General features: G+C 69.2%; 22 protein-coding genes. 13 read left to right on the plus strand and 9 right to left on the minus strand.

Translation table 11 applies throughout. The features are described from left to right. Positions 1-42: 42 nt before the first annotated feature. The 3 genes from PA27867_RS03085 to PA27867_RS03095 are packed head-to-tail and all read left to right on the plus strand — an operon-like array spanning position 43 to position 3,087. On the plus strand, positions 43-741 hold the full coding sequence (locus PA27867_RS03085) for a response regulator transcription factor (RefSeq protein WP_236900814.1): 699 nt from the start codon (positions 43-45) through the stop codon (positions 739-741). Next, the gene (locus PA27867_RS03090) at positions 728-2,035 is read left to right on the plus strand and encodes a sensor histidine kinase (RefSeq protein ID WP_157109099.1); all 1,308 of its coding nucleotides are present in this window, start codon (positions 728-730) and stop codon (positions 2,033-2,035) included. Before PA27867_RS03085 ends, PA27867_RS03090 begins: the two co-directional genes overlap by 14 nt. After that, complete coding sequence (locus PA27867_RS03095; protein WP_066593032.1) at positions 2,032-3,087, plus strand: hypothetical protein; 1,056 nt, start codon at positions 2,032-2,034, stop codon at positions 3,085-3,087. Before PA27867_RS03090 ends, PA27867_RS03095 begins: the two co-directional genes overlap by 4 nt. A gap of 298 nt (positions 3,088-3,385) precedes the next feature. Here PA27867_RS03095 and PA27867_RS03100 read toward each other — a convergent pair whose 3' ends face one another. Together PA27867_RS03100 and PA27867_RS03105 are read right to left on the minus strand one after the other, a co-directional pair. Continuing rightward, positions 3,386-3,625 carry an acyl-CoA carboxylase subunit epsilon gene (locus PA27867_RS03100; protein ID WP_066593035.1) on the minus strand — a complete coding sequence of 80 codons (240 nt, stop codon included), beginning with the start codon at positions 3,623-3,625 and terminating at the stop codon, positions 3,386-3,388. 10 nt (positions 3,626-3,635) lie between these two features. Further along, positions 3,636-5,234, minus strand: a complete 1,599-nt coding sequence (locus PA27867_RS03105) for an acyl-CoA carboxylase subunit beta (protein ID WP_066598922.1) — start codon at positions 5,232-5,234, stop codon at positions 3,636-3,638. Positions 5,235-5,400: 166 nt separating this feature from the next. On the opposite strand from PA27867_RS03105, the gene PA27867_RS03110 reads away from it, so the two are divergent. After that, on the plus strand, positions 5,401-6,237 hold the full coding sequence (locus PA27867_RS03110; protein ID WP_066593038.1) for a biotin--[acetyl-CoA-carboxylase] ligase: 837 nt from the start codon (positions 5,401-5,403) through the stop codon (positions 6,235-6,237). Between the two features lie 6 nt (positions 6,238-6,243). After that, entirely contained in the window at positions 6,244-6,813 is a 570-nt protein-coding gene (locus PA27867_RS03115) for a PH domain-containing protein (RefSeq protein WP_236900815.1), read from the plus strand. Here PA27867_RS03115 and PA27867_RS03120 read toward each other — a convergent pair. Further along, positions 6,784-7,323, minus strand: coding sequence for a GtrA family protein (locus PA27867_RS03120; RefSeq protein WP_066593041.1), 540 nt, complete (start codon positions 7,321-7,323; stop codon positions 6,784-6,786). The two genes, PA27867_RS03115 and PA27867_RS03120, sit on opposite strands and share 30 nt — an antisense overlap. 118 nt (positions 7,324-7,441) lie before the next feature. Here PA27867_RS03120 and PA27867_RS03125 point away from each other — a divergent pair, with 118 nt between their 5' ends. The 3 genes from PA27867_RS03125 (at position 7,442) to PA27867_RS03135 (ending at position 10,523) form a co-directional block, all read left to right on the plus strand. Continuing rightward, a complete protein-coding gene (locus PA27867_RS03125) occupies positions 7,442-8,608 on the plus strand; it encodes a 5-(carboxyamino)imidazole ribonucleotide synthase (RefSeq protein WP_084020618.1) in 1,167 nt (388 codons plus the stop codon). Positions 8,609-8,694: 86 nt separating this feature from the next. Beyond that, positions 8,695-9,162, plus strand: coding sequence for a 5-(carboxyamino)imidazole ribonucleotide mutase (purE, locus tag PA27867_RS03130; RefSeq protein WP_066598925.1), 468 nt, complete (start codon positions 8,695-8,697; stop codon positions 9,160-9,162). Further along, positions 9,159-10,523: an LCP family protein gene (locus tag PA27867_RS03135; protein ID WP_066593052.1), complete on the plus strand. Its 1,365-nt coding sequence runs from the start codon at positions 9,159-9,161 to the stop codon at positions 10,521-10,523. Before purE ends, PA27867_RS03135 begins: the two co-directional genes overlap by 4 nt. Positions 10,524-10,601: 78 nt before the next feature. Here the strand turns inward: PA27867_RS03135 and PA27867_RS03140 are convergent, their stop codons facing one another. From PA27867_RS03140 to rfbB, 3 genes are read right to left on the minus strand one after another with little or no spacing between them, the layout of a single operon-like run. Beyond that, complete coding sequence (locus PA27867_RS03140; RefSeq protein WP_066593055.1) at positions 10,602-11,747, minus strand: glycosyltransferase family 4 protein; 1,146 nt, start codon at positions 11,745-11,747, stop codon at positions 10,602-10,604. Next, the gene (gene rfbD / locus PA27867_RS03145; protein WP_066593059.1) at positions 11,744-12,598 is read right to left on the minus strand and encodes a dTDP-4-dehydrorhamnose reductase; all 855 of its coding nucleotides are present in this window, start codon (positions 12,596-12,598) and stop codon (positions 11,744-11,746) included. Before rfbD ends, PA27867_RS03140 begins: the two co-directional genes overlap by 4 nt. A 1-nt stretch (position 12,599) precedes the next feature. Next, positions 12,600-13,586 carry a dTDP-glucose 4,6-dehydratase gene (gene rfbB, locus PA27867_RS03150; RefSeq protein ID WP_066593061.1) on the minus strand — a complete coding sequence of 329 codons (987 nt, stop codon included), beginning with the start codon at positions 13,584-13,586 and terminating at the stop codon, positions 12,600-12,602. Between the two features lie 73 nt (positions 13,587-13,659). Between rfbB and PA27867_RS03155 the strand changes: the two genes are divergently transcribed. Further along, on the plus strand, positions 13,660-14,268 hold the full coding sequence (locus PA27867_RS03155) for a dTDP-4-dehydrorhamnose 3,5-epimerase family protein (protein ID WP_066593064.1): 609 nt from the start codon (positions 13,660-13,662) through the stop codon (positions 14,266-14,268). Positions 14,269-14,270: 2 nt separating this feature from the next. Continuing rightward, on the plus strand, positions 14,271-15,137 hold the full coding sequence (gene rfbA, locus PA27867_RS03160; RefSeq protein ID WP_066593067.1) for a glucose-1-phosphate thymidylyltransferase RfbA: 867 nt from the start codon (positions 14,271-14,273) through the stop codon (positions 15,135-15,137). 186 nt (positions 15,138-15,323) lie between these two features. Here rfbA and PA27867_RS03165 read toward each other — a convergent pair whose 3' ends face one another. The 3 genes from PA27867_RS03165 to PA27867_RS03175 are packed head-to-tail and all read right to left on the minus strand — an operon-like array spanning position 15,324 to position 18,251. After that, a complete protein-coding gene (locus PA27867_RS03165; protein WP_066593069.1) occupies positions 15,324-16,292 on the minus strand; it encodes an NAD-dependent epimerase/dehydratase family protein in 969 nt (322 codons plus the stop codon). After that, positions 16,289-17,305, minus strand: coding sequence for a glycosyltransferase (locus PA27867_RS03170; RefSeq protein WP_236900816.1), 1,017 nt, complete (start codon positions 17,303-17,305; stop codon positions 16,289-16,291). The genes PA27867_RS03165 and PA27867_RS03170 overlap by 4 nt, the downstream gene beginning before the upstream one ends. Positions 17,306-17,348: 43 nt before the next feature. Beyond that, positions 17,349-18,251 carry a glycosyltransferase family 2 protein gene (locus tag PA27867_RS03175; RefSeq protein WP_066593072.1) on the minus strand — a complete coding sequence of 301 codons (903 nt, stop codon included), beginning with the start codon at positions 18,249-18,251 and terminating at the stop codon, positions 17,349-17,351. A gap of 101 nt (positions 18,252-18,352) precedes the next feature. Here PA27867_RS03175 and PA27867_RS03180 point away from each other — a divergent pair, with 101 nt between their 5' ends. The 3 genes from PA27867_RS03180 to PA27867_RS03190 are packed head-to-tail and all read left to right on the plus strand — an operon-like array spanning position 18,353 to position 22,376. Then, positions 18,353-20,581 carry a hypothetical protein gene (locus PA27867_RS03180; protein ID WP_208857294.1) on the plus strand — a complete coding sequence of 743 codons (2,229 nt, stop codon included), beginning with the start codon at positions 18,353-18,355 and terminating at the stop codon, positions 20,579-20,581. Then, on the plus strand, positions 20,578-21,540 hold the full coding sequence (locus PA27867_RS03185) for a glycosyltransferase (protein WP_066593077.1): 963 nt from the start codon (positions 20,578-20,580) through the stop codon (positions 21,538-21,540). Before PA27867_RS03180 ends, PA27867_RS03185 begins: the two co-directional genes overlap by 4 nt. Continuing rightward, positions 21,537-22,376 (plus strand): glycosyltransferase, encoded by an 840-nt coding sequence (locus PA27867_RS03190; RefSeq protein WP_066593084.1) that lies wholly within the window; start codon positions 21,537-21,539, stop codon positions 22,374-22,376. The genes PA27867_RS03185 and PA27867_RS03190 overlap by 4 nt, the downstream gene beginning before the upstream one ends. The last annotated feature ends 43 nt before the right edge of the window (positions 22,377-22,419 follow it).

The raw sequence follows: 22,419 nt of genomic DNA on the forward strand, positions 1-22,419 counted from the left end.
CTAGTCTTAGCGGAGTACCCGCAACGAAGGATTGAGCACATCGTGACCGAGCTTGACGCAGCGCCCGACCTGGTCGACCACCCCGTCCGGGTGGGAATCGCCGACGACCACGAATCGGTGCGGCTGGGCATCAAGGCCGCCTGCGAGAACGCCGGCTTCGAGGTGGTCTTCGCGGCCGCCACGGTGCGGGAACTCGTCGACGGCATCTCCGGGCGCCCGGTCGACGTGATCGTGCTTGACCTGTCCCTCGGCGACGGCTCGCTGGTCACCGACAACGTGCACCTGGCCCGCAGCACCGGGGCGTCGGTGCTCGTGCACAGCATCGCCGACCGGGTCGCCCTGGTGCGGGAGGCCCTCGCCGCCGGCGCGGCCGGCGTGATCCCCAAGTCGTCGCCGACGACCACGGTGATGGCCGCCGTCGCCTCCGTCGCCCGCGGCGATGTGCTCAACAACCTCGAGTGGGCCACCGCGATCGACGCCGACCGGGACTTCGCCAAGGCGCAGCTGGGTCGCAGGGAGCGGGACGTCCTGCACCTGTACGCCTCCGGCCTGCCGTTGAAGATGGTCGCCATGCAGCTCGGCATCGCGCACTCCACGGCCCGGGAATACCTCGACCGCATCCGGGTCAAGTACGTGGAGGTGGGCCGCCCGGCGCCCACGAAGGTGGACCTGTTGCGGCGGGCCGTGGAAGACGGCATCCTGCCCGGGCTGGACCCGGACGGCGGGGATGGGCGCTCCTAGGCCGGTGGAGGCCCCGCCGGTCCGGTCCTTCCGGCTCGCGCCCGGACGGGTCGCCCCCGAACAACTCGGCGCCGACCTCCTCAACGAATCGAAGCAACCGCGTAAGCCCATCTCCCGTGCCCAGATCGAGCGGGTGGTCTCCCGCGCCGTCGGTGGCGTCGGTGCGATCTTCGCCCTGCAGACCTATCCGGCGATGCTGCACCAGCTGGACAGCCTCAAGCCGGGCCTGGGCATCGCCTTGACGGTGGCGATCTTCGGCGGCCTGGGGTTGGCGATCATCGCCACCCTGGTGAAGAGGTTCATCCGGTTCACCAGCGGGCTCTTCGCGATCCTCTACCTGGTGGCGCTGGTCGCCTGGCCGGCCATGCTGAACACCCCGGACGGCATGCTGGACGGCAAATCCTGGCTCTGGTACCTGTGTACCGTCGCCACCTCGTGCGCCGCTGTGTCGTTCCCGCTCTGGTGGGCGATGACCTACACCCTCCTCGCACCGATCGCCTACGGCATTGTGCGCGTGCTGCCGGCCGGCGGTGGTGCGGAGCCCATGCTCGGCGCTCTCGACGCCGTCTACGCGATCCTGCTCGGCCAGGTCGTGCTCATCATCATCACCATGCTCCGCCAGGCGACCGCGGCCGTCGACACGGCGCAGACGAACGCCCTGCAGACCTACTCAGCGGCCGTGCGCCAGCACGCCACGGAGGTGGAGCGGGTGCAGGTGGACTCGATCGTGCACGACAGCGTCTTGGCCGCCCTGCTCTCGGCGGCCGCGGCCGGAACGCCCAAGGGCGCCGAGCTCGCCTCGACGATGGCGAGGGAGGCCATCACCCGGCTCAATGAGGCCGGCTCGATCCCCGCCGGCGATGACAGCATGGTGCCCTTCAGTGAACTCAAGGACAAGATCCGGGCCCTCGCGGGCCGGTTCGAAGAGCCGATCGAGTTCATCGACTGCGACGCCGAGAACCTCAGCCTGCCCGCCTACGCCAGCGAGGCGCTCTACGCGGCCACCGCGCAGGCCGTCAGCAACAGCGTCCAGCACGCCGGAGCCCCCGGCGCGCCGGTGCCGCGGTCGGTGCGGATGAACGCCAATCTGCTCGGCGGCTGCACCATCGAGATCGCCGATTCCGGTGTGGGCTTCGACCCCGAGCTGGTGCCGAGCGAACGATTGGGCCTGCGCATCTCCATCCGGGAGCGCGTGGCCACGGCCGGCGGCACGGTGCACGTGCGCAGCGGCCTCGGCCGGGGCACGTCGATCCAGATCGAGTGGCCGCTGAGCGACGGCGGTGACGACGCGTGATCACGGTTCCCCGCGGGTTGATCCTCTCGCTCGCCGCGCTGTTCTCGGCCTATCACGTGATCCTGGCGCTCTATTCGCTGGGCGTGCCGGCGTCGCCGGTCCCGCCGCTGATCGCGATCCTGCTCTACGCGGTGGCCACCACCATGAGCCTGTGGCCCACCAGCCCGGCACGGATGTCGCTGTGGCTCGGGTTCTTCAACGTCGCCGTGTGCATCGCCGTTCCGCTGCTCGTTGGCAGCCAGCTCGACGGGTCGGTGCCCGACAACGGCTACGCCACCTGGTACGTGGCCGCCGTTGGCACCCTGATGACCATCACGGCGACGCGGAGGCGCGCGACCCTGGCCTGGGTGGGGGTGGCCTTCCTGGTCGCCCACACGGTCGTCTGGGCCGGCGCGGGGGCGTTGGCGTCGATGGGTGTCATCGGCAGTGTGGTCTGGGTGGTGGTGGCGGTGATGCTGGCCCGCGCGCTGGCCAAGGCCGGCCGGGACGCCCGCCAGTACGGCCTCGCCGAGCGGGAGGCCACCGAATGGCAGGCGGCCCAGGAAGCGCACCTCTACGAACGGCAGGTGCGCCTGGCCCAGACCATCCGCCTGGCCGCGCCGATGCTGCGCCACATCATCGCGGCCGGCGGTGCTCTCTCCGAGGGGCAACGGCAGGAATGCCGCTACCTGGAGGCCGCCATCCGCGACGAGATCCGCGGACGCCGGCTGCTCAACGAAGCCGTGCGCCGTGAGGTGATGTCGGCGCGCCGCCGCGGCGCCACCGTGACCCTGCTCGACGAGGGCGGTATCGACGACCTGGTGGGCACCGATCTGGAGGTCGTGCTGAACACGCTGGCCGACGCCATGGCCGGCACCTCGGCGTCGACGATCATCGCCCGCACGGCGGCCGACGGATCGGGCACGGCCGTGACCGTGGTGGGCCTGAACAGCCCGGACCCGCGTCTGAGCGCTCTCGGCCAGGATTCCGACGAAGAGGTGGACCTCTGGCTGGAGATCCCGCGCGCGCACCACGCCCTCGGCGTGGCGGGGGCGACGACCCGGCGGCACTGAGCGACCCGGCGGCACCGAGCACGGACGGCATCTGGCACCGACGGCACCGAGCGCAGACATGCGAAAGGGGACCTACCGAAGCAGATCCCCTTCCGACATTTCCGTGTCGAGGCGACAACCCGAATGTCGCCTTGACGCGCCCCCCAAACATTCGCCTGCTTACCCTAGTCGGCGAATATTTGGTGGTGTCACCCGAAAGCAACACCCAGCACTAGTAATAATGCTGCCTGGCGGCACCGGGGAAAAGTCGTCATTTAGGGGGACAGTCCACCGGGCCTCCGCCAGGGGGTGCCGCGGCCTACGCCGTGAAGCCCCGCCAGCGTTCGTCGCCGCGGGCCAACGGCTCGCGGATGGCGCGCTGACTGTCCTGCCAGGGGCTGCGGCTCTCGTGCGGAGCGGCGCGCAGGTTGTCGGACTCGGCCCGCAGCATCGCCCGCAGCACGGCCGTCACCGCGGCGGCCTCCTGGTCGGTGACGCCGGTGGTGATGAAGGTCAGGTCGGCCGGGTCGAAGCCGGCCGGGTGCTCTGTGTCGGTCATGGGGCGCCGCCTACAGCGGGATGTTTCCGTGCTTCTTGGCCGGCAGGCTGGCGCGCTTGGTGCGAAGGGCCCGCAGGGCCTTCACCACCGACACCCGCGTCGCCGCCGGTTCGATGACCCCGTCCAGCTCGCCGCGTTCGGCGGCCAGGAACGGGCTGGCCACGTTGTAGGTGTACTCGTTGGCCAGGCGGCTGCGCACGGCCGCGACATCCTCGTTGGCGGCCTCGGCCTTCTTGATCTCGGCCCGGTAGAGGATGTTCACGGCGCCCTGGCCGCCCATCACCGCGATCTCGGCGGTCGGCCAGGCCAGGTTGATGTCGGCGCCGAGCTGCTTGGAGCCCATCACGATGTACGCGCCGCCGTAGGCCTTGCGCAGGATGACGGTGATCAGCGGCACGGTGGCCTCGGCGTACGCGTAGAGCAGCTTCGCGCCGCGGCGGATGATGCCGGTCCACTCCTGGTCGGTGCCGGGCAGGAAGCCGGGCACGTCGACCAGGGTGAGGATCGGGATCGAGAACGCGTCGCAGAACCGCACGAACCGGGCGGCCTTCTCGCCGGCGGGGATGTTCAGGGTGCCGGCCATGGAGTTCGGCTGGTTGGCGACGATGCCGACGCTGCGGCCCTCGATGCGGGCGAAGCCGACCACGATGTTGGGCGCGAACAACGGCTGGGTCTCGAGGAAGTCGCCGTGGTCGACGATGTGCTCGATGACGGTCTTCACGTCGTACGGCTGGTTGGGCGAGTCCGGGATGAGCGTGTTGAGCTTGAGGTCGGCATCCGTGGTCTCGAGCTCGACCTCGCTGTCGAAGACGGGCAGTTCGGCCAGATTGTTGTCCGGCAGGAAGCTGAGCAGCGTGCGTGCGTAGTCCAGGGCGTCGGACTCGTCGCTGGCCAGGTAGTGCGCCACGCCGGAGATCGAGTTGTGGGTCAGGGCGCCGCCGAGCTCCTCCATGCCCACGTCTTCGCCGGTGACGGTCTTGATCACGTCGGGGCCGGTGACGAACATCTGGCTGGTCTTGTCGACCATGATCACGAAGTCGGTCAGGGCGGGGGAGTACACGGCACCGCCGGCGGCGGGGCCGCAGATGATGGAGATCTGCGGGATCACGCCGGACGCTGCGGTGTTGCGGCGGAAGATCTCACCGTACTTGCCGAGGGCCACGACGCCCTCCTGGATTCGCGCTCCGCCGGAGTCGAGGATGCCGATGATGGGCACCCCGGTCTTGAGGGCCAGATCCATCACCTTGATGATCTTCTCGCCGGCGACCTCGCCGAGCGAGCCGCCGAAGATTGTGAAGTCCTGGGAGTACACGGCCACCTGGCGGCCGTGGATGGTGCCGGTACCGGTGACGACGGCGTCACCGTACGGACGCTTCTTCTCCATGCCGAAAGCCACGGTGCGGTGCCGCACGAACTCGTCCAGCTCGACGAACGAGCCTTCGTCGAGCAGTTCGGCCACCCGCTCACGGGCGGTCATCTTGCCCTTGGCGTGCTGCTTCTCAATGGCCGCGTCGCCGCTCGCCGTCACGGCCTCGTGATAGCGCTGCTTGAGGTCGGCAAGTTTCCCAGCCGTCGTGTACAGGTCTGGTCCGGTCGAGTTCTCAGTCACGCCGTTCACTCTACCGGCCCCACCCCGCCGGCCTCCCAGAGTCCCCGCCGCCGCGCATGACTCCTGCAATTCCCGCTCGCCCCGGCCGGATCCTGCGGTGCCCGGCCAAACTGGGCAGAATTGCAGGAGTTATGCACCCGCAGGGGTGTGGGAAGAGGCGCAGGTTATGGAATTTCCGATCAGCAGGTCCATCGGGGCCCGGTTCGAGTACCTCCCGGAGGCCGGCTCGACCAACGACGTGCTGGTGACCCGGGCCACGGGGCCGGATGCCGGGGCCTGGCCCGACCTGTCGGTCATCGTCACCGACAACCAGACCGGTGGCCGCGGCCGGCTCGGCCGGGTCTGGATGGCGCCGAGCGGCAAGTCGCTGGCCATCTCGGTGCTCCTGCGCCCCCGGCTGGCCTCAGGGCCGCTGCCCGTCAACCGGTTCGGCTGGTTCCCGCTCCTGGCCGGCGCGGCGATGACCCTGGCCGTCCGAGCGGTCGTGGACGCCGCCGCTCCCGGCGGCACCGACGGCGAGGAGGCTCCCCGGCACGAGGTCACGCTCAAGTGGCCCAACGACGTCCTCATCGACGGCTACAAGGTCTCCGGGGTGCTGTCCGAGCTGCTGCCGGACGCAAGCGGGCTGTGCATCGGCACCGGCGTGAACCTGGCCCTTGACGAACACGACCTGCCCACGCTCACCTCCACCTCCCTGCTGCTGGTGACCGGCAGCGTGCCCGACCCGGATGCGGTGCTGGCCGCCTACCTCACCAGCCTCAGCTCTCTCGTGGCGAAGTTCCTCGAGCACGGAGCCGACCCCGACGCCAGCGGCCTCCGCGCGGAGGTCAGCGAGCTGTGCGGCACGCTGGGCAGCGCCGTGCGGGTGGAACTGCCCGGAGGCAACGACCTGGTTGGCACCGCCGTCGGCCTGGACACCGACGGCCGGCTGATCGTGGAGGACCAGACCAACGGCGAGCTGCAGGCCGTGGCCGCGGGAGACGTGACCCATCTGAGGTATTAATGGGTTATGACCAACCCAGCCAGCACGCCCCCCGGTGCCGCGCCGGCGGCCGCCCCACCCGAGGTGGTCGTGGCCCGGCTGCGCTCGCACGCCCGTGTGCTCTTCTGGCCCACACTCATCCTGATCGGGGTGTGCGGTGCCACCGGCTACTTCTACGGCAGTTTCGCGGAGCCCTGGGAGAACGTGCTGGTGCTGGTCGGCGCCGCCCTCGTGGTGGTGCTGCTCTGGCTGATCCCGCTGATCGCCTGGCTCACCCGGCGTTACACCGTGACCACCCGGCGCCTCATCGTGGTGCACGGCATCTTCGTGCACGTGCGCCAGGAGCTGCTGCACAGCCGCGGCTACGACGTCAGTGTGCAGCGCACCTGGCTGCAGTCGCTGTTCCGGTCGGGCACCGTGCGGATCAACTCCGGCCTGGAGCATCCGCTGCTGCTGCGCGATGTGCCCGATGCCGGGCTGCTGCAGCGTGTTCTGCAGGACCTCATGGAACGCTCGCAGACCGTGATGAGCACCAGACGTCAGGAACAGTCGGCGTTCGGTGAGGAATCAGCTTTCTGGACGGGTCGCCAGCCGTAACGAACCCGTCGTGGCCGGGACGGGACCGGACACCGGCGCCGTGGCCGGTGCGGTGACCCGGGTGCGCCGGTCGGGGGCGAACACCCAGTAGCGGTAGAGCACGAACCGGAATGCGGCACCGAGCAGGAGCCCGACCACGTTGGACGAGATGTTGTCGGCGACGACGCTGGTGTAGCCGAGCACGTAGTGGCTCACCCACAGGCAGGCCAGGCCGATGCCCATGCCGATGAAGCTGACGAAGAAGAACTCCAGCCCCTCGCGCAGCGTCTGCGACTGCCGGTTCTTCGAGAAGGTCCAGTACCGGTTGCCCACCCAGTTGGCCAGGATCGCGAGGACCGTCGAGACGACCTTGGCCCAGATCGGCCCGGAGTCCAGGTTCTCCGGCGAGAAGATCGTCGAGCGCAGCAGGTTGAACACCGTCACGTCGACGGCGAAGCCCACGAGTCCGACCATGCCGAACTTGGCAAGCTGCGCGGCGAACGCGAAGAGTCGGTGTCTGCGGGGCGTCATTCTCGGCATGCTTCCGTCCGAAAGATAGGTCAAAATAGAAGGTGGAGCGGGATAACGCGCTTCTTTCGCAGTCTACGACGCGACATATTTCCCATCCTGGGAGTTCGTAGCCCTCTGGATGAACGCTCGCACAGAAATTGGTGAACAGATGAGCACGATCGTTGGTGTGATCGGCGGAGGCCAGCTGGCCCGCATGATGATCCCCGCCGCGGTGAACCTGGGCCTGGACCTGCGGGTGCTCGCCGAGGCGGATGGGATGTCCGCCGCGCTCGCCGCGGTGTCGGTGGGGGACTACCGCGACCTGGACACCGTGCTGGCCTTCGCCGACACCGTCGACGTCATCACCTTCGACCACGAACATGTTCCGCAGGCTGTGCTGCGTGAGCTCGTCGCGCGCGGGGTGAGCGTGCACCCGGGTCCGGATGCGCTCCTCTACGCCCAGGACAAGCTCCTCATGCGCGAACGGCTCACCGAACTCGGGCTTCCCGTTCCCGACTGGGCGCGTGTGCAGGACGCCGACGAACTCGCCGCCTTCCTGGCCGACCACGGCGGCCGTGCGGTCGTCAAAACGGCCCGCGGCGGCTACGACGGCAAGGGCGTCCGGGTCGTGCAGCACGCCCACGAGGCCGACGACTGGTTCCTCGCGCTCGCCGAAGACGGCAATGCCGGCGCCCTCCTGGTGGAGGAGCTCGTCGACTTCCGCCGGGAACTCGCCCAGGTCGTGGCCCGGCGCCCGTCCGGGGAGATCGCGATCTGGCCCGTGGTGGAGACCGTGCAGTTGGACGGCGTCTGCGCCGAGGTCATCGCCCCCGCACCGAAGTCAGCGGGCCGGCTGAGCGACGTGGCCGCCGACATCGCCGAACGGGTCGCAGAAGGCATCGGCGTCACCGGCGTGCTCGCCGTCGAACTCTTCGAGACCACGGACGGCCGCCTGCTCGTCAACGAGCTCGCCATGCGCCCGCACAACAGCGGCCACTGGTCGATCGACGGGGCCGTCACCAGCCAGTTCGAGCAGCACCTGCGTGCCGTGCTCGACCTGCCGCTGGGCGGAACGGGCCTGCGCGAACCGTGGTCCGTGATGGTGAACGTCCTCGGCGGCCCAGCCGAGGGCAGCATGGCCGACCGGTACCCGGCCGCGTTCGCCGAGCAGCCGCTGGTGAAGGTGCACAACTACGGCAAGGACCCTCGTCCGGGGCGCAAAATCGGGCACGTCACGGCATCCGGCGCGGATTTGGACTCGGTCACCTACCAGGCGCGTGCCACTGCGGCGTTTTTCCAGGACTGAAGCCTAAGATCATCTCCGTGCCAGACAACCACTCGACGACAGCCCCCGAGCCCGTTTCCCCGCCCGACGTCCTCGTCGGCGTCGTGATGGGATCCGACTCCGACTGGAACGTCATGAGCGACGCCGCGGCACTGCTGACCGACTTCGGCGTGGCCCACGAGGTGCAGGTCGTCTCGGCGCACCGCACCCCGGAGAAGATGATCCGGTACGGCCAGGAGGCGCACGCCCGCGGCCTCAAGGTGATCATCGCCGGCGCCGGCGGCGCGGCCCACCTGCCGGGCATGCTCGCCGCGGTGACCACCCTGCCCGTCGTGGGCGTTCCCGTTCCGCTGGGCCGCCTGGACGGCCTCGACTCCCTGTTGTCGATCGTGCAGATGCCCGCGGGCGTTCCGGTGGCGACGGTGTCGATCGGCGGCGCCCGCAACGCGGCGCTGATCGCCGTGAAGATCCTGGCCACGGCCGATGACTCCCTGCGTCTCAAGCTGGAAGGCTACGCCGCAGACCTGGCCGAGCAGGTGGAGCAGAAGAACACGGCCCTGCAAGCGAAACTATGAGTCAGGCCAGCAGCCCGATCCGGTACCCGAACACCGGCTCCAGCCAGGTCATGACCCGCCGGGCCTGGTGGCTCGTGGTGCTCAACATCGTCATCCCGGGGTCCGTGCAGGTGCTCGCCGGCAGCCGGAAGCTCGGCCGGTTCGGCCTGCGCGCCACCCTGACCCTGCTGGTCGTGGCCGTGGTCGCCGCGATCGTCTACGCCGTGAATCCTGAGATTCTGCTCACGATCGCCACCAACTCCATCGCCCTCTGGGTGCTGGCCATCGCGCTGGTGTTCTACGCCGTGGTGTGGATGATCCTGACCTTCGACACCATGCGCCTGATCCGGCTCATCAAGGCGCGGCCCAAGGTGCGGCCGTTCATCGCCGGCCTGGCCACCGTGGCCATGGTCGCGGTCGCCGGCAGTGCCGGGTACGGCGCCTACTTCGCCACCACGACGAGCGGATTCCTCTCCTCCGTCTTCGCCGCCGGCCCCTCCGAACCTCCCGTCGACGGCCGTTACAACATTCTGCTGCTCGGCGGCGACGCCGGCGCGGACCGTCTGGGCATGCGCCCCGACAGCACCTCCGTGGTGAGCATCGACGCCGAGACCGGCAAGGCCGACATCATCGGGTTGCCCCGCGACCTCGAGAACGTGCCGTTCCCGGAGGACTCCCCGCTCTACGCGTCCTACCCGGACGGCTACGGCTACAACGACACCTGCGACGTGGACGTCTGCCAGCTCAACTCGATCTACACCGAGGTCGAGCTCAAGAGCCCGGACATGTACCCCGACGCGGTCGCGGAGGGCAGCGAACCGGGCATCGAGGCCATGCGTGACGCCGCCAGCGGCGTCACCGGCCTGACGATCCAGTACTACGTCCTGATCGACATGCAGGGCTTCGCCCAGCTCATCGACGCCCTCGGCGGCGTCGACATCAACGTGGCGGAACGACTGCCCATCGGCGGCCAGGAAGACGACCTCAGCGACGTCGAGGGCTGGGTGGAAGCCGGACAGCAGCACATGGACGGTTTCACCGCCCTCTGGTACGGCCGCGCCCGGCACGGCTCGAGCGACTACGACCGGATGTCCCGCCAGCGGGTCCTGCAGGAAGCCATCCTCAAGCAGTTCAACCCGGCGAACGTGCTCACCAAGTTCCAGGGTGTGGCGCAGGCCGGCGAAGAGGTAGTCAAGACCGATGTGCCCCAGGGCATGCTCGGCTACTTCACCACCCTCGCGGCCAAGACCAAGGAACTGCCGGTGGGCGCCGTCGAACTGGTGCCGGACAACGGCGTCGATCCCACCGACCCCGACTACGGCTACATCGCCGGACTCATCGATGCGGCGCTCAACCCGGTCGTGGAGACGCCCGCACCCTGAGGTCGCGGCTGACGCATCCGCGTTGGGTCGGTGCTGAAGCGGCCGCCGTTCGCGGCCGATCAGCGCAGACGCGCTGGCTCAGAGGTCGGCGTGCAGCTGCCAGACCCGCTCGGCGGTGTCGCGCCAGGTGAAGGCCTTGGCCCGGTCGCTGCCGAAGATGCGCAGACGGGTGGCGAGCTCGGTGTCGCCGAGCACACGCTCCAGTGCCGCGCTCAGCCGCTCGGGGTAGCCGGCCGCGTCGCCGCGCTCCACGGCGAAACCCGCGTCGCCGGCGGCCTCGACCAGGGCGGGGGCGTCGGAGTGGATGACCGGGGTGCCGAACTGGAACGCCTGGATGATGGGCAGACCGAAGCCCTCCTCCAAGCTCGGGTAGACGAACACCGACGCTCGGCTCATGACGAGCGCGAGTTCCTGGTCGGTCAGCCCGTGCATCGCCCGCACCCGGTCGGGCGCAAGGCCCGCCTCGTCGGCGACCGACGCCAGCGTGAGATCGCCCCAGGAATCGGGGCCGAGGACGATCAGCGGCAGGTCGGCGGCGCCCGGAAGGCCCAGGGCCGTGATGAGGGCCGTGACGGCACGGCGCGGCTCGAGGGTACCCGCGGTGAGGATGTACTGGTCGGGGAGCTTCAGGGACACCGCCAGGGCCTCTGCCGCGGCCGAATTGGTGGGGAGGGTCAGTCCGCTGCTGACGGCGCCACCGATGACGCGCACCCGGTCACCGAAGTCCATGACCTCCCGAAGCTGATCGGCGAGGGCGTGGCTGGGCACCACGATGGCATCGGCGTGCTTGCGGGCGCGCTTGAGCATCACCTTGGTCCAGGCCACGGTGGTGGGGGTGAGCGACTCCGGATGCGTCCAGGCGAGCACGTCGTGCACCGTTACGGCCACCTGCGTCTCGTCCCTGGCCCGGTCGTGGCGGCGGAGCGGTGCGAACAGTCCGGGGGCGTGCACGAGGCCGTGGCCCGCCGAGGTGGCTACGCCCAGTTGCCAGGCGGCGGACAGCTCGCGGCGGGCCAGCGCCATCTTGTGCAGGCCGGCCAGCCCGGGCAGGGCGGCTTCGATCTGGGCGTAGTTCTCGGCGCTGCTGGCCGAGACGATGCCTTCGACCGCGCAGTCCGTCGGTGCCGTGCTGATCAGCGACCGGGTGAGTTCCTCGGTGTACCGGCCGAGCCCGCCCGGAACGGGCGAGATCAGCTGGTCCACGACGACCCGGAGGGTGATCATGACGGGTCGAAGGCGCCGCGGCCGGCGGCCTCGGTGAGCGCTTCGGTCCAGTCGCGCATCGGGGTCAGGCCGGCTGCGGCCCAGGCGTCGTGCCCGAGCACCGAGTAGGACGGCCGGGCGGCGGGGCGCACGAACGTGGTGCTGTCCGTGGGCAGTACTCGCTCGGAGTCCAGGCCGGCGCTCTCGAACACAGCCTGGGCGAAGCCGAACCAGGAGGTCTGCCCGGCGTTGGTGCCGTGGTAGATCCCGGCGGGGGCATCCGCGTCGAGCAGGGCCACGATCTGCGCGGCCAGGTCGACGGTCCAGGTGGGCTGGCCGAACTGGTCGGCGACCACCGAGACGGTGTCGCGGCCCGCAGCGAGGGTGAGCATGGTGCGGCCGAAGTTGGGCCCGTGGGCGCCATAGAGCCAGGCCGTGCGCACGATGTAGCTGGCCGCCGGGTTCTCGGTGAGCACGAACTGCTCGCCCGCGGCCTTGGTGCGACCGTACGCGTTGATCGGGTCGATCGCGGTGTCCTCGGGGTACGGGCTTGTGCCGGTGCCGTCGAAGACGTAGTCGGTGGAGATCTGTACGAGCTTGGCGCCGACAGCGTTCGAGCCGATCGCCAGGTTGCGCGGGCCGATGGCGTTCACCAGGTAGGCGTCGGCCTCGTGCTCCTCGGCCGCGTCGACCGCGGTGTACGCGGCGGCGTTGATGATCACGTCGAACCCGGTCACCGCCTCGCGGACTGCCGCGAGGTCGGTGATGTCGAGTTCGGTGCGGTCAACGGCCGTCACGTCGCGTCCGGCGAGGGCCGTCTGCAGATCGCGGCCGAGCATCCCGGCCGCCCCGGCGATCAGATAGCGGGTCATGCTAGCTCAGCGCCGCGCGGGCCTTGAGCGGTTCCCACCAGGAGCGGTTGTCGCGGTACCACTGCACGACGTCGGCCAGGCCCTGGGCGAACGGCACCTCGGGCGAGTAGCCGAGTTCGGCCTGGATCTTGGAGATGTCCACGGAGTAGCGCAGGTCGTGGCCGAGGCGGTCGGCGACGCGGTCGACGTAGGACCAGTCCTTGCCGGTCGCGTCGAGGAGCAGCTGGGTGAGCTCGACGTTGGTCAGCTCGGTGCCGCCGCCGATGTTGTAGATCTCGCCCGCGCGGCCCTTGACCAGCACCATGGCGATGGCGCGGGTGTGGTCGTCCACGTGCAGCCAGTCGCGGATGTTGTTGCCCTCGCCGTAGAGGGGGACGTGCAGGTCGTCGATGAGGTTGGTCACGAACAGCGGGATGACCTTCTCGGGGAAGTGGTACGGGCCGTAGTTGTTCGAGCAGCGTGTGATCGACACGTTCAGGCCGTGGGTGCGGTGGTAGCTGCGGGCGAGCAGGTCGCTGCCGGCCTTCGACGCGGAGTACGGGGAGTTGGGCTCGAGGGCCCGCTCCTCGTTCCAGGAACCCTCGGCGATGGAGCCGTAGACCTCGTCGGTGGACACGTGCACGAACCGAGGCAGGTCGTTGCGCAGCGCCGCGTCGAGCAGCTGCTGGGTGCCGAGCACGTTGGTCTCGACGAAGATCGACGCGTCGCGCACGGAGCGGTCCACGTGGGACTCCGCAGCGAAGTGCACCACGGCGTCCAGGCCGGGGAAGAGGGTGTCGAGCAGGGCACCGTCACGGATGTCGCCCTGCACGAAGGAGTACCGGGGGGAGTCGGCCACGGGGGCCAGGTTCTCCAGGTTCCCGGAGTAGGTGAGGGCGTCGAGAACGACCACCTCAGCGCCTTCCAGGCCCGGGTAGGCGTCCTGCAGGGTGCGGCGAACAAAGTTCGAACCGATGAAACCGGCGCCGCCGGTAACGAGGATCTTCATAGAGAGGTAACCATTCCGTTTGCGTAAAGGGCCTACGCGATTGTACTGGACGCACATTGCTAGGCTGGCAACCGTGCAGATTCGCGAACTCTCCGTCCCCGATTCCTACGAGGTGACCCCGAAGCAGTTCGGGGACGACCGGGGGGTCTTCCTCGAGTGGTACCGCTTCGACAAGCTCTCCGAGGTGGTCGGGCACCCGCTGGACCTGCGCCAGGCGAACACGAGCGTGTCCAGCCGCGGTGTGGTGCGCGGCATCCACTTCGCCGACATCCCGCCGGGGCAGGCGAAGTACGTCACCGCCACGCACGGTGCGATCATCGACTTCATCGTCGACATCCGGGTGGGCTCGCCCACCTTCGGCCAGTGGGACTCGGTGCTGCTGGACGACGTGGACCGCAAGGCCGTGTACCTCGCCGAGGGCCTCGGCCACGCGTTCGTCGCGCTGACCGACAAGGCCACCGTGAGCTACCTGGTCTCCTCGACCTACAGCGCCGGCGCCGAACACGGCATCAACCCGCTCGACGAGCAGGTCGGCCTGGTCTTCCCCTCGTCGGCCGGTGAGCTGCTGCTCTCGCCCAAGGACACCGACGCCCCGAGCCTCGCCGAGGCCGCCGCGAGCGGACTGCTTCCCACCTGGGACGCCGCCCGCGCCTACTACGACTCGCTGAACGAACGGAACTAGACATGCGCGGAATCATTCTCGCCGGCGGATCGGGCACCCGCCTGTGGCCGATCACCAAGGGCATCTCCAAGCAGCTGATGCCGATCTACGACAAGCCGATGATCTTCTACCCGCTGTCGACGTTGATGATGGCCGACATCAAGGACATCCTCATCATCACCACCCCGGAGTACAACGACCAGTTCAAGGCGCTGCTGGGCGACGGGTCAGACCTGGGCATCAACATCGAGTACGCCGTGCAGCCGTCCCCGGACGGCCTCGCGCAGGCGTTCATCATCGGTGAGGACTTCATCGGCGACGACAGCGTCGCCCTCGTCCTCGGCGACAACATCTTCCACGGCGCTGGGCTCGGAACGGCCCTCCGCAACAACGCGGCCATCGACGGCGCCCTGATCTTCGCGTACCACGTCTCCGACCCCACCGCCTACGGTGTGGTCGAGTTCGACGACGCGTTCACCGCGGTGTCGATCGAGGAGAAGCCGGCCAAGCCCAAGAGCAACTACGCCGTGCCCGGACTGTACTTCTACGACAACTCCGTCGTCGAGATCGCCAAGTCCATCGAACCCTCCGCCCGCGGCGAGCTGGAGATCTCGACCGTCAACGAGCGCTACCTCAACCAGGGCAACCTGCACGTGCAGGTCCTGGACCGCGGCACCGCCTGGTTGGACACCGGCACCTTCGAATCCATGATGCAGGCCAGCGAATACGTGCGCGTCATCGAAGACCGCCAGGGCCACAAGATCGGCTGCATCGAAGAGATCGCCTGGCGCGCCGGCTGGATCGACGACGCCCAGCTCGCCCGCCTCGCCGCCCCGCTCGCCAAGAGCGGCTACGGCGTGTACCTCAAGGGCCTGCTCAGCACCGACTAGAGCCCGTCGAATTGCCGCAGAAGGCCCCCTGGACGCCGTCCAGGGGGCCTTCTGTGTGCATAACTCCTGCACTGCGCGCCGGCTGGCACAGCGGATGCCGGAATCACGCGGGAGTATGCCCCAACGGCGGAGAACTGCCGGAATTATGCTTCCCGCCGGGCGGTTCGGCTGGCGGGCGAGGGCGGCTCAGCCGCCGGACTGGATGTGCGCGAGCACGTCGTCCATGGTGGCCTTGATTCCGGCGGGCAGGCTGGTGAGCTGGCGCTTGTCCAGGTCGGGCCACACTGTCGACGTGATCCGCAGGTCCAGGCCCTGCATGGAGGCCTCGGCGGAGTAGCCGAGCATGACGTTGGGCTTGCTCTTGGCCAGGGTGCGGATGTGCCCGAGCAGGTTGCTGATCGTCACGGCTTGGCCGGAGGCGAGGTTCTTGATCGCCTCGGTGCGGCCACCGGAAGCGGTCACCGACTGGAGTCTGGTGACGCAGTCCACGACAAGCTCGGCGCAGTCGCGCACGTAGATGTAGTCGCGCATGGTTTCCAACGGAACGAAGATCGACGCCGGCTTGGGGGAGAACTGCGCCTTCGCGAGATGCGAGATGAGCCCCTGCATCTTGCCGAGCTTCTGGCCGGGGCCGTAGAGGTTGGCGATCCGGCCGGCCAGGACCGAGACGCCCGATGCGCGGGAGAAGGCGAACAGGCTCGCCTCGGCGTCGAGCTTGAACCGGCCGTAACCGGAGATCGGCACCGGAAGGCTGGTCTCGTCGAACGGCGGATGCGCCGACCCGCCGTAGACGCCGCCGGCCGAGGAAGCATAGAAGAGCGCGCCGCGCGCGGCGGTGCCGTGCGCGCCGGCGGCCAGGGCCACGGCGTCAAGCACCAGCCTGAGCTGGGCGAGCTCCGCCGCGATGGCGGCCGGGGGCGTGGAGGTGACGGCGTTTCCGGCCAGCCAGAGCACGGCCCAGTCGGCGGACTCCGTGGCGGCGGTGCGCAGCAGCCGCTCGGCGGTGGCCGCGGCTGCATCGGCCATCGCCGCATCGTCGGCCCAGGGCAGGGGGTCAGCGGGCAGCAGCACCCAGCCGTTGCGCCGCTCGATGGCGGCGGCGGTGGCGCTGCCCAGCAGGCCGCGGGCCCCGATCACCCAGGCGTATGTGGTCACTTCGCGGCTTTGTGCGTCCGCCCGAGAGGCCCATCCGCCGGGTCGGTCGTGATCAGGTACGGCGGCTTGCCCATGGCCATGTTCACGTTGATGCCGATGTACTCGGCGATGATGCCCAACGAGAACAGGATGAACCCGGCGCTCAGCAGCACGAGAACGCTCAACGACGCCCAGCCCTGGATGGCGATGTCGCCGGCGAGCCGCTGGATGAAGATGACCACGGCGAAGACCACACCGACGAGGGCGAAGATCACGCCCAGGCCGCTGACGAGCCGCAGCCCCCTGGTGCCGGTGGTGAGGATCATGCGCCAGAAGTGCGAGAACAGCCGGCGGGCGGAGTAGCCGGAGCTGCGTTCGCCCTCCTCGCGCAGTTCCACCGGGGACGTCGTGACTCGGGCCGCGACCCAGCCGATGGCGACGTCGAGGTACACGCCACTGCCGGCATACGCGGCGACGCTGCGGCCGATGTTGCCGAGCATGAGCCGGTAGCTCTGGTAGTCGGCGGCGGCACCCGAGCCGGAGAGCTTGGTGAGCAGGTACTTGGCGGCCTTGGACGCACCGTTGCGGAGAGCGCCGTGCGGGGCAGGATTGGTGGGCTTGGCGTAGACGACGGAGGCCTGTTCCCGCATGGCGGTGTCCAGCATCCCGCCGATGGCGCGCGGGTCGTGCTGGCCGTCCTCGTCGAGGGTGACGATCCAGTCTCCGCCGGAGGAGGCCATGCCGGCCAGGGTGGCGGCGTGCTGGCCGAAGTTCTTGCTCAGCCAGATGCCGCGGGCGAACGGGTAGCGTTCGGTGATGTCGCGGATGATCGAGGCGGAGTTGTCCGGTCCGTGGTCGAAGACCAGCAGAACCTCTTCCACCTGGAAGGTGTAACCGTCCGGGGTGATGCTGAGCCGGGTCAGCGGTTCGATCTCGCCGAGCACGGCGGCCAGGGTGCGTTCGCCCTGGTAGACGGGGATCACGATCGAGATGCTGTGGTCGGCGACGTCGGGTTCTGCAGAGGGGAGTGTCACGGGTTCAGAACCTATCACACGGCCGGTTTCGTCAGCCGGGAGCTCAGGCTGCTGCATCCGCCTTCACCGCCTTGGACATGCGACGGCCGAGCCAGAGGTAGGCCAGCCGGCGCACCTGGGCCATGATGCGGGCGCGGGTGTTGCCGATACGCCGGTCGAGGCCGGAGACGACGTCGGGCCGGGTCTGGGCCATCCAGTTGTGGAAGCCGATGGCCTGCTCGGCCTGTTCGTTGACCAGCCGCACGCTCCACTGGCTGTCGGAGATGCGGAATCCGGCCAGGCTGCCGGGAACGCCGACGAACTTGCCCTCGAGAAGTACCAGGGAATAAGAGGTCTCATCGATCAGGTAGGGCCAGCGGGAATCCCACCAGCCGACCTTCTCGAGAACGCTGCGGCGCATGAGCACACAGCCCGGCTCGCCGAAGATGTTGGTGCCCTGGGTCACGGTCTTGCGCACGGCGACGGTGCCGTCGTGCACGCCGGTCAGGCCGGCCAGGCCGCGGTCCTTGAGTACCGGAACGCCGTTGGCGTCGACGATGTCGCGCGGCGAGGCGGCGAGCACAGCGCCGGGAGTGGACACGAGGGCGGCCACCTGCTGGGCAACGATGGTGGGGTAGAGCAGATCGTCGCCGCAGACGAGCTTGATCAGCTCGCCCGTGGCCGCCTGGCTCACCCGGTTCCAGTTGCGCAAGGCCCCGCCGCCGCCCTCGGTGTGCAGCAGGGTGACCCGGGGGTCGGAGCTGTAGCGCTGCATGACCGCCCAGGTGTCGTCGGTCGACGCGTGGTCGGAGACGATCACCTCGAGGTTGGTGTAGGTCTGACCGAGAACCGACTTCATGGTGTCGTCCAGGTAATCCGCGTTGTTGTACGCGGGGATCACGATGGAGACGAGGGGTTCGTCCTGGCTGGAAGGAGTGGGGCCCGAAGGCAGCGAGTTGGTACTCATATGTAGGTGATGGCTCGTTTCGTTGTGGGAAACTACCCCACCACGATACCGGCTGACCCCCGTCGTGCGGTTGTGAAGGCACCGTGAGGGATAATCTTCTGGTGCAGTCCAAAATAGTGTGGCCCATTCTCGTCGTGGTGGCGGTCCTGGCGGGAGCGTCCATCCCGCTGCTCTTCGACCCCGGTTTCTACTACGTCGATGACAGCCAATCCGGAGCCTTCGGGCAGTGGTACGAGATCGGTCGCCGGGTGCTCGACCTGGACTGGTCGCTGATCAACCCGCGGGTCTGGCAGTCCGGCAACTACCTCGCAGAGGGCGCCTGGGGCATCCTCAGCCCGGTCCTCTGGGTGGTGGGCATCGGCGCCCACCTGGCCGGCAGCGCACTGATCTTCAGCACCGTCATCAAGATGCTCTGCCTGCTTCTGGGCGGCCTCGGCGTGTACGCCCTTGCGCGCAACTTCGGGGCCCTCCGCCCCTGGGCTGCGCTTGTCGCCGTCGCTGCGCCGCTGGCCGGCTTCACCCTGTATATGGATGCGCCCTCCTGGGCCAACGGTTTGATGGCGTGGAGCTTCCTGCCGCTGACGTGGGTACTCGCCCGCCGGGCCGTGCTGCAGGCGAAGTCGCCCACCCTGCCGATCCTCTCCGGCATCGCGCTGGTCGGGATCGGCTACGCGCACGCCACGATCTTCCTGGCCCTGACCTTGGGTGCCCTCATCGTCGAGGCCTTCCTCACCCGGCACCGGCCCTCCATCGTGCGCGCGTTCGTGCTCGCCTTCGCCGCCGGCAGCTTCGCCGTGATCGTGCACCTGCCTGGCCTGCTCACCGCGCCGGTCACCGGCCGCACGAGCGGGGTGGGCAACACCGACCTGCTCACCGTCAACCTCAGCGGACTGTTCGCCTCCGGCACCCCCGTCGGCACGCCCGGCATCCTGTTCTTCAACGCGCAGTTCCCCTACGCCCCGCTGCTGTACATCGCGTGGTTCCTGCCGCTGCTGGCGTTCGTGGACCTGACGCGCCTGCGCCACCTGCTGCGGAGCCGGCTGAGCATCGTGATCGTGCTGACCGCCGCGCTCGTCGGAGTGCTGCTGCCCAGCGACTTCGGGCCGCTGCGCTTCCCGGTGCGCATGATGCCGTACCTCACCCTGGCTGTGCTGCTGCTCGTCGCCGTCGCACTGTCGCACGCCCGCCCGGCCGTCCTCAGCCGCAACCGGTTCCTGGTCGCGGGAGGCCTGGTCCTGCTGGGCGCCGGCCTCACCTTCAGCGCCGGCCCGCAGTACGTCAAGGTGCTCGCCGCGGTCACCGTCGTGATCCTGGCCGCGGTGTGGGTGGCCTACCGGGTGCTCGGCGACCGCCCACTGCCGGTGCTCGGCAGCGAGTCCGCCGGCCGGCTGGCCGGGCGGGGCGTCCCCGTCGTCGCCGGCGCCGCGATCGCCCTGACCGTGCTGCTGCTGGTGCCGCAGCACATCTCCTCGCCCACCTCGCCGCTGCCCGACTACGGGGTCCCCAACGATGTGAGCGACTACCAGCAGCAGCTCGAGAACGCGGAGGGTGACGTCATCATCGCCGGCGGCGTCGGAGACCTCGGCGCCCCGGGCGCCTGGGACGAAACCCTGGTGGGCAACCTCTGGTACGTCACCGAGGAAGACGTGCAGAACGCCTACTCCGCCGTGTATTACACGCCGTACAACTCGCTCACCTGCATGCAGTACAACGGCTCCACCTGCGGTGCGCTGTACTCGCGCCTGTTCACCACCATGCCCGAGACCGGCAAGACCGTCGCCGACCTGATGGGCGTCAGCTCGGTGCAGGCCGTCAAGGCCGTCGTTCCCAAGAAGGACTGGTCGGTTGTCCCTGAGGGCTGGCACGTCGCCGAAGACACCGCCAAGACCCGGCTGATCGTGCGCGACGAACCCGTCGCCGGAGCCGGCTCCGTCGTCTGGGCCTCCGACGGCACCCAGGTCACCGTGTTGAAGGAAGACGCCATGGGCGTGTCGTTCCGCGTCGACGAGATCGGCGCCGACGGCGGCCAGGTGGCGCTCAGCCGCATCCCGTGGCCCGGCTACCAGGTGGACGGCGGCACGGTGTCCGCCGAACCCGTCGACACCTTCCTGCTCGGCGTCGACCTCGATGCCGACCAGCTCGGCAAGACCGTGACGGTGTCGTTCTACGCGCCCGGCTACCCGGCCCAGCTCGCCGCGGCCGCGCTGCTGCTGCTGATCCTGCTCGGCTGGCCGATCCTGCGCCTGGTCGGACGCCGCCGCGACGGCGACGGCCGCATCGTGCGCGTGGCACGCGCCAGCCGCGTCCCCGCACCCGAGGTCGCGGTATGACCCGAACGCCGGCGGCTCGCACCGTCGCGGTCGTGGTGGCGTACAACCGGCGTGACCTGCTCATCGAGGTACTCGACGCCCTCGCCACGCAGACCGTTCCGGTCGACGCGGTCGTGGTGGTCGACAACGCCTCAACGGATGACACCGCCGCGCTCGTGCGGGACCGGTTCGGGTACGCCGACCTCGTGTCGGTGTCCCGCAACACCGGCGGCGCCGGCGGCTTCGCGATCGGTGCGGCCCGGGCCGTGATGCGCCAGCACGCCGACCTCGTCTGGCTGATGGACGACGACACCGTGCCCACCCCGACGGCCCTCGAGGCCCTCATCGGCAGTGTCGGCGACGACCCCCTGGTCACCATCGCGGGCTCCAGAGTCGTCTGGACCGACGGCCAGGACCACCCGATGAACACTCCACGGGTCAAGCCGTTCGTCGGGTCGCGCGAACGCGCCGCCGCGACCGCACGGGAGGCGCTTCCGGTGCGGAGCTCGTCGTTCGTGTCGATGCTCGTCCGCGCGGACGCGGTGCGCCGGCACGGCCTGCCGATCGCCGACTACTTCATCTGGAACGACGACTTCGAATTCTCCACGCGCATCCTGCGCCGCAGCCGGGGCCTGTTCGTGCCCGCCAGCGTCGTCGTGCACAAGACTGTGAAGCTCGGCGCGACCGACATCGACCCGGGCGAGCGCTTCTACTACGAGGTGCGCAACAAGGTGTGGCTGCTGCGCTTGGCCCGGGGCTTGAGCCCGGCCGAGAAGGTGCTCTACGCCGGATCGACCGTGCGCCGGTGGGCGCGCACCTTCCGCGCCTCCGCCAACCGCCCGGTCCTGGTGTCTGGCCTCCGCCGCGGCCTCCGCGACGGATTCCGCAGCCGCCCGCGGCCCAACACTGTGGCGCTGGCCGGTCTGGGCGAGGCCTCCGACGACGTCGCCGCCTGCGAAGCCGGGGTGGCCCGGGCATGACCGGCACCGAGTTCTCACTCCTGCTCCCGGTCTACGCCGGAGACAAGGCCGCCTACTTCGCCAAGGCGTTCGCCAGCACCGTGGTCGACCAGAGCCGGCGGCCCAGCGACGTCGTGATCGTGCAGGACGGACCCATCGGCACCGACCTGGCCGCCGCCGTGGCCGCCGCGACTGCCGCATCGCCCGTTCCGGTCAACCATGTGCGCCTGCCCGCCAACGTGGGCCTTGCCCGTGCGCTGGAAACCGGGCTCGGACACTGCGCCCACGATGTCGTCGCCCGGATGGACGCCGACGACATCTCGCTGCCGACCCGGTTCGAACTGCAGCTGGCCGTCATCGAGGCCGGCTTCGACCTGGTCGGCACCGGAATGCTGGAATTCGATGAGGCCGGCCGGGTGCTCGGCAAGCGGATCCCGCCCACCGACGCCGACGACATCGTCGTGTCCGCGCGCTTCCACGACCCCTTCAACCACCCCACGGTCGTGTACCGGCGCTCGGTCGTGGCGCGCGCCGGCGGCTACCGGGAACTTCCGCTGATGGAGGACTACTGGTTGTTCGCCCGGATGATCCAGGCCGGAGCGCTCGTGGCGAACCTGCCGGATCCACTGGTGATGTACCGGGTGGATGCGGGGGCGTACGGCCGCCGCGGTGGCCTCACCCTGTTCCGCAGCGAGATCGCCCTGCAGCGCAGCCTGCTCAAGGACCGTTTCGTCACCCGTCGCCAGTTCATCCGCAATGTGCTCGTGCGCGGCGGGTACCGTTTCGTCCCGGTGTCCCTCAGACGGGTGGCGTACCGCCGCTTCATCGTGAGAAATTACGCAAATGACCCCGACTGACCGGCGCGTCCGGTACCTGTAGACCTTCTCAGGCGTGCACTCG

This window comes from Cryobacterium arcticum (genome assembly GCF_001679725.1).
In the GTDB taxonomy this organism is placed as follows: Bacteria; Actinomycetota; Actinomycetes; order Actinomycetales; family Microbacteriaceae; genus Cryobacterium; species Cryobacterium arcticum_A.

What these genes read in the sequence shown, in the direction of transcription:
- PA27867_RS03090 (WP_157109099.1), top strand. Translation starts at nt 728, where the DNA reads ATGGGCGCTCCTAGGCCGGTGGAGGCCCCGCCGGTCCGGTCCTTCCGG.
- PA27867_RS03175 (WP_066593072.1), bottom strand. Translation starts at nt 18,251, where the DNA reads ATGAGTACCAACTCGCTGCCTTCGGGCCCCACTCCTTCCAGCCAGGAC.
- rfbA (WP_066593067.1), top strand. Translation starts at nt 14,271, where the DNA reads ATGCGCGGAATCATTCTCGCCGGCGGATCGGGCACCCGCCTGTGGCCG.
- rfbB (WP_066593061.1), bottom strand. Translation starts at nt 13,586, where the DNA reads ATGAAGATCCTCGTTACCGGCGGCGCCGGTTTCATCGGTTCGAACTTT.
- PA27867_RS03120 (WP_066593041.1), bottom strand. Translation starts at nt 7,323, where the DNA reads ATGACGCCCCGCAGACACCGACTCTTCGCGTTCGCCGCGCAGCTTGCC.
- PA27867_RS03190 (WP_066593084.1), top strand. Translation starts at nt 21,537, where the DNA reads ATGACCGGCACCGAGTTCTCACTCCTGCTCCCGGTCTACGCCGGAGAC.
- PA27867_RS03185 (WP_066593077.1), top strand. Translation starts at nt 20,578, where the DNA reads ATGACCCGAACGCCGGCGGCTCGCACCGTCGCGGTCGTGGTGGCGTAC.
- PA27867_RS03125 (WP_084020618.1), top strand. Translation starts at nt 7,442, where the DNA reads ATGAACGCTCGCACAGAAATTGGTGAACAGATGAGCACGATCGTTGGT.
- PA27867_RS03115 (WP_236900815.1), top strand. Translation starts at nt 6,244, where the DNA reads ATGACCAACCCAGCCAGCACGCCCCCCGGTGCCGCGCCGGCGGCCGCC.
- PA27867_RS03110 (WP_066593038.1), top strand. Translation starts at nt 5,401, where the DNA reads ATGGAATTTCCGATCAGCAGGTCCATCGGGGCCCGGTTCGAGTACCTC.
- purE (WP_066598925.1), top strand. Translation starts at nt 8,695, where the DNA reads ATGGGATCCGACTCCGACTGGAACGTCATGAGCGACGCCGCGGCACTG.
- PA27867_RS03135 (WP_066593052.1), top strand. Translation starts at nt 9,159, where the DNA reads ATGAGTCAGGCCAGCAGCCCGATCCGGTACCCGAACACCGGCTCCAGC.
- PA27867_RS03140 (WP_066593055.1), bottom strand. Translation starts at nt 11,747, where the DNA reads ATGATCACCCTCCGGGTCGTCGTGGACCAGCTGATCTCGCCCGTTCCG.
- rfbD (WP_066593059.1), bottom strand. Translation starts at nt 12,598, where the DNA reads ATGACCCGCTATCTGATCGCCGGGGCGGCCGGGATGCTCGGCCGCGAT.
- PA27867_RS03100 (WP_066593035.1), bottom strand. Translation starts at nt 3,625, where the DNA reads ATGACCGACACAGAGCACCCGGCCGGCTTCGACCCGGCCGACCTGACC.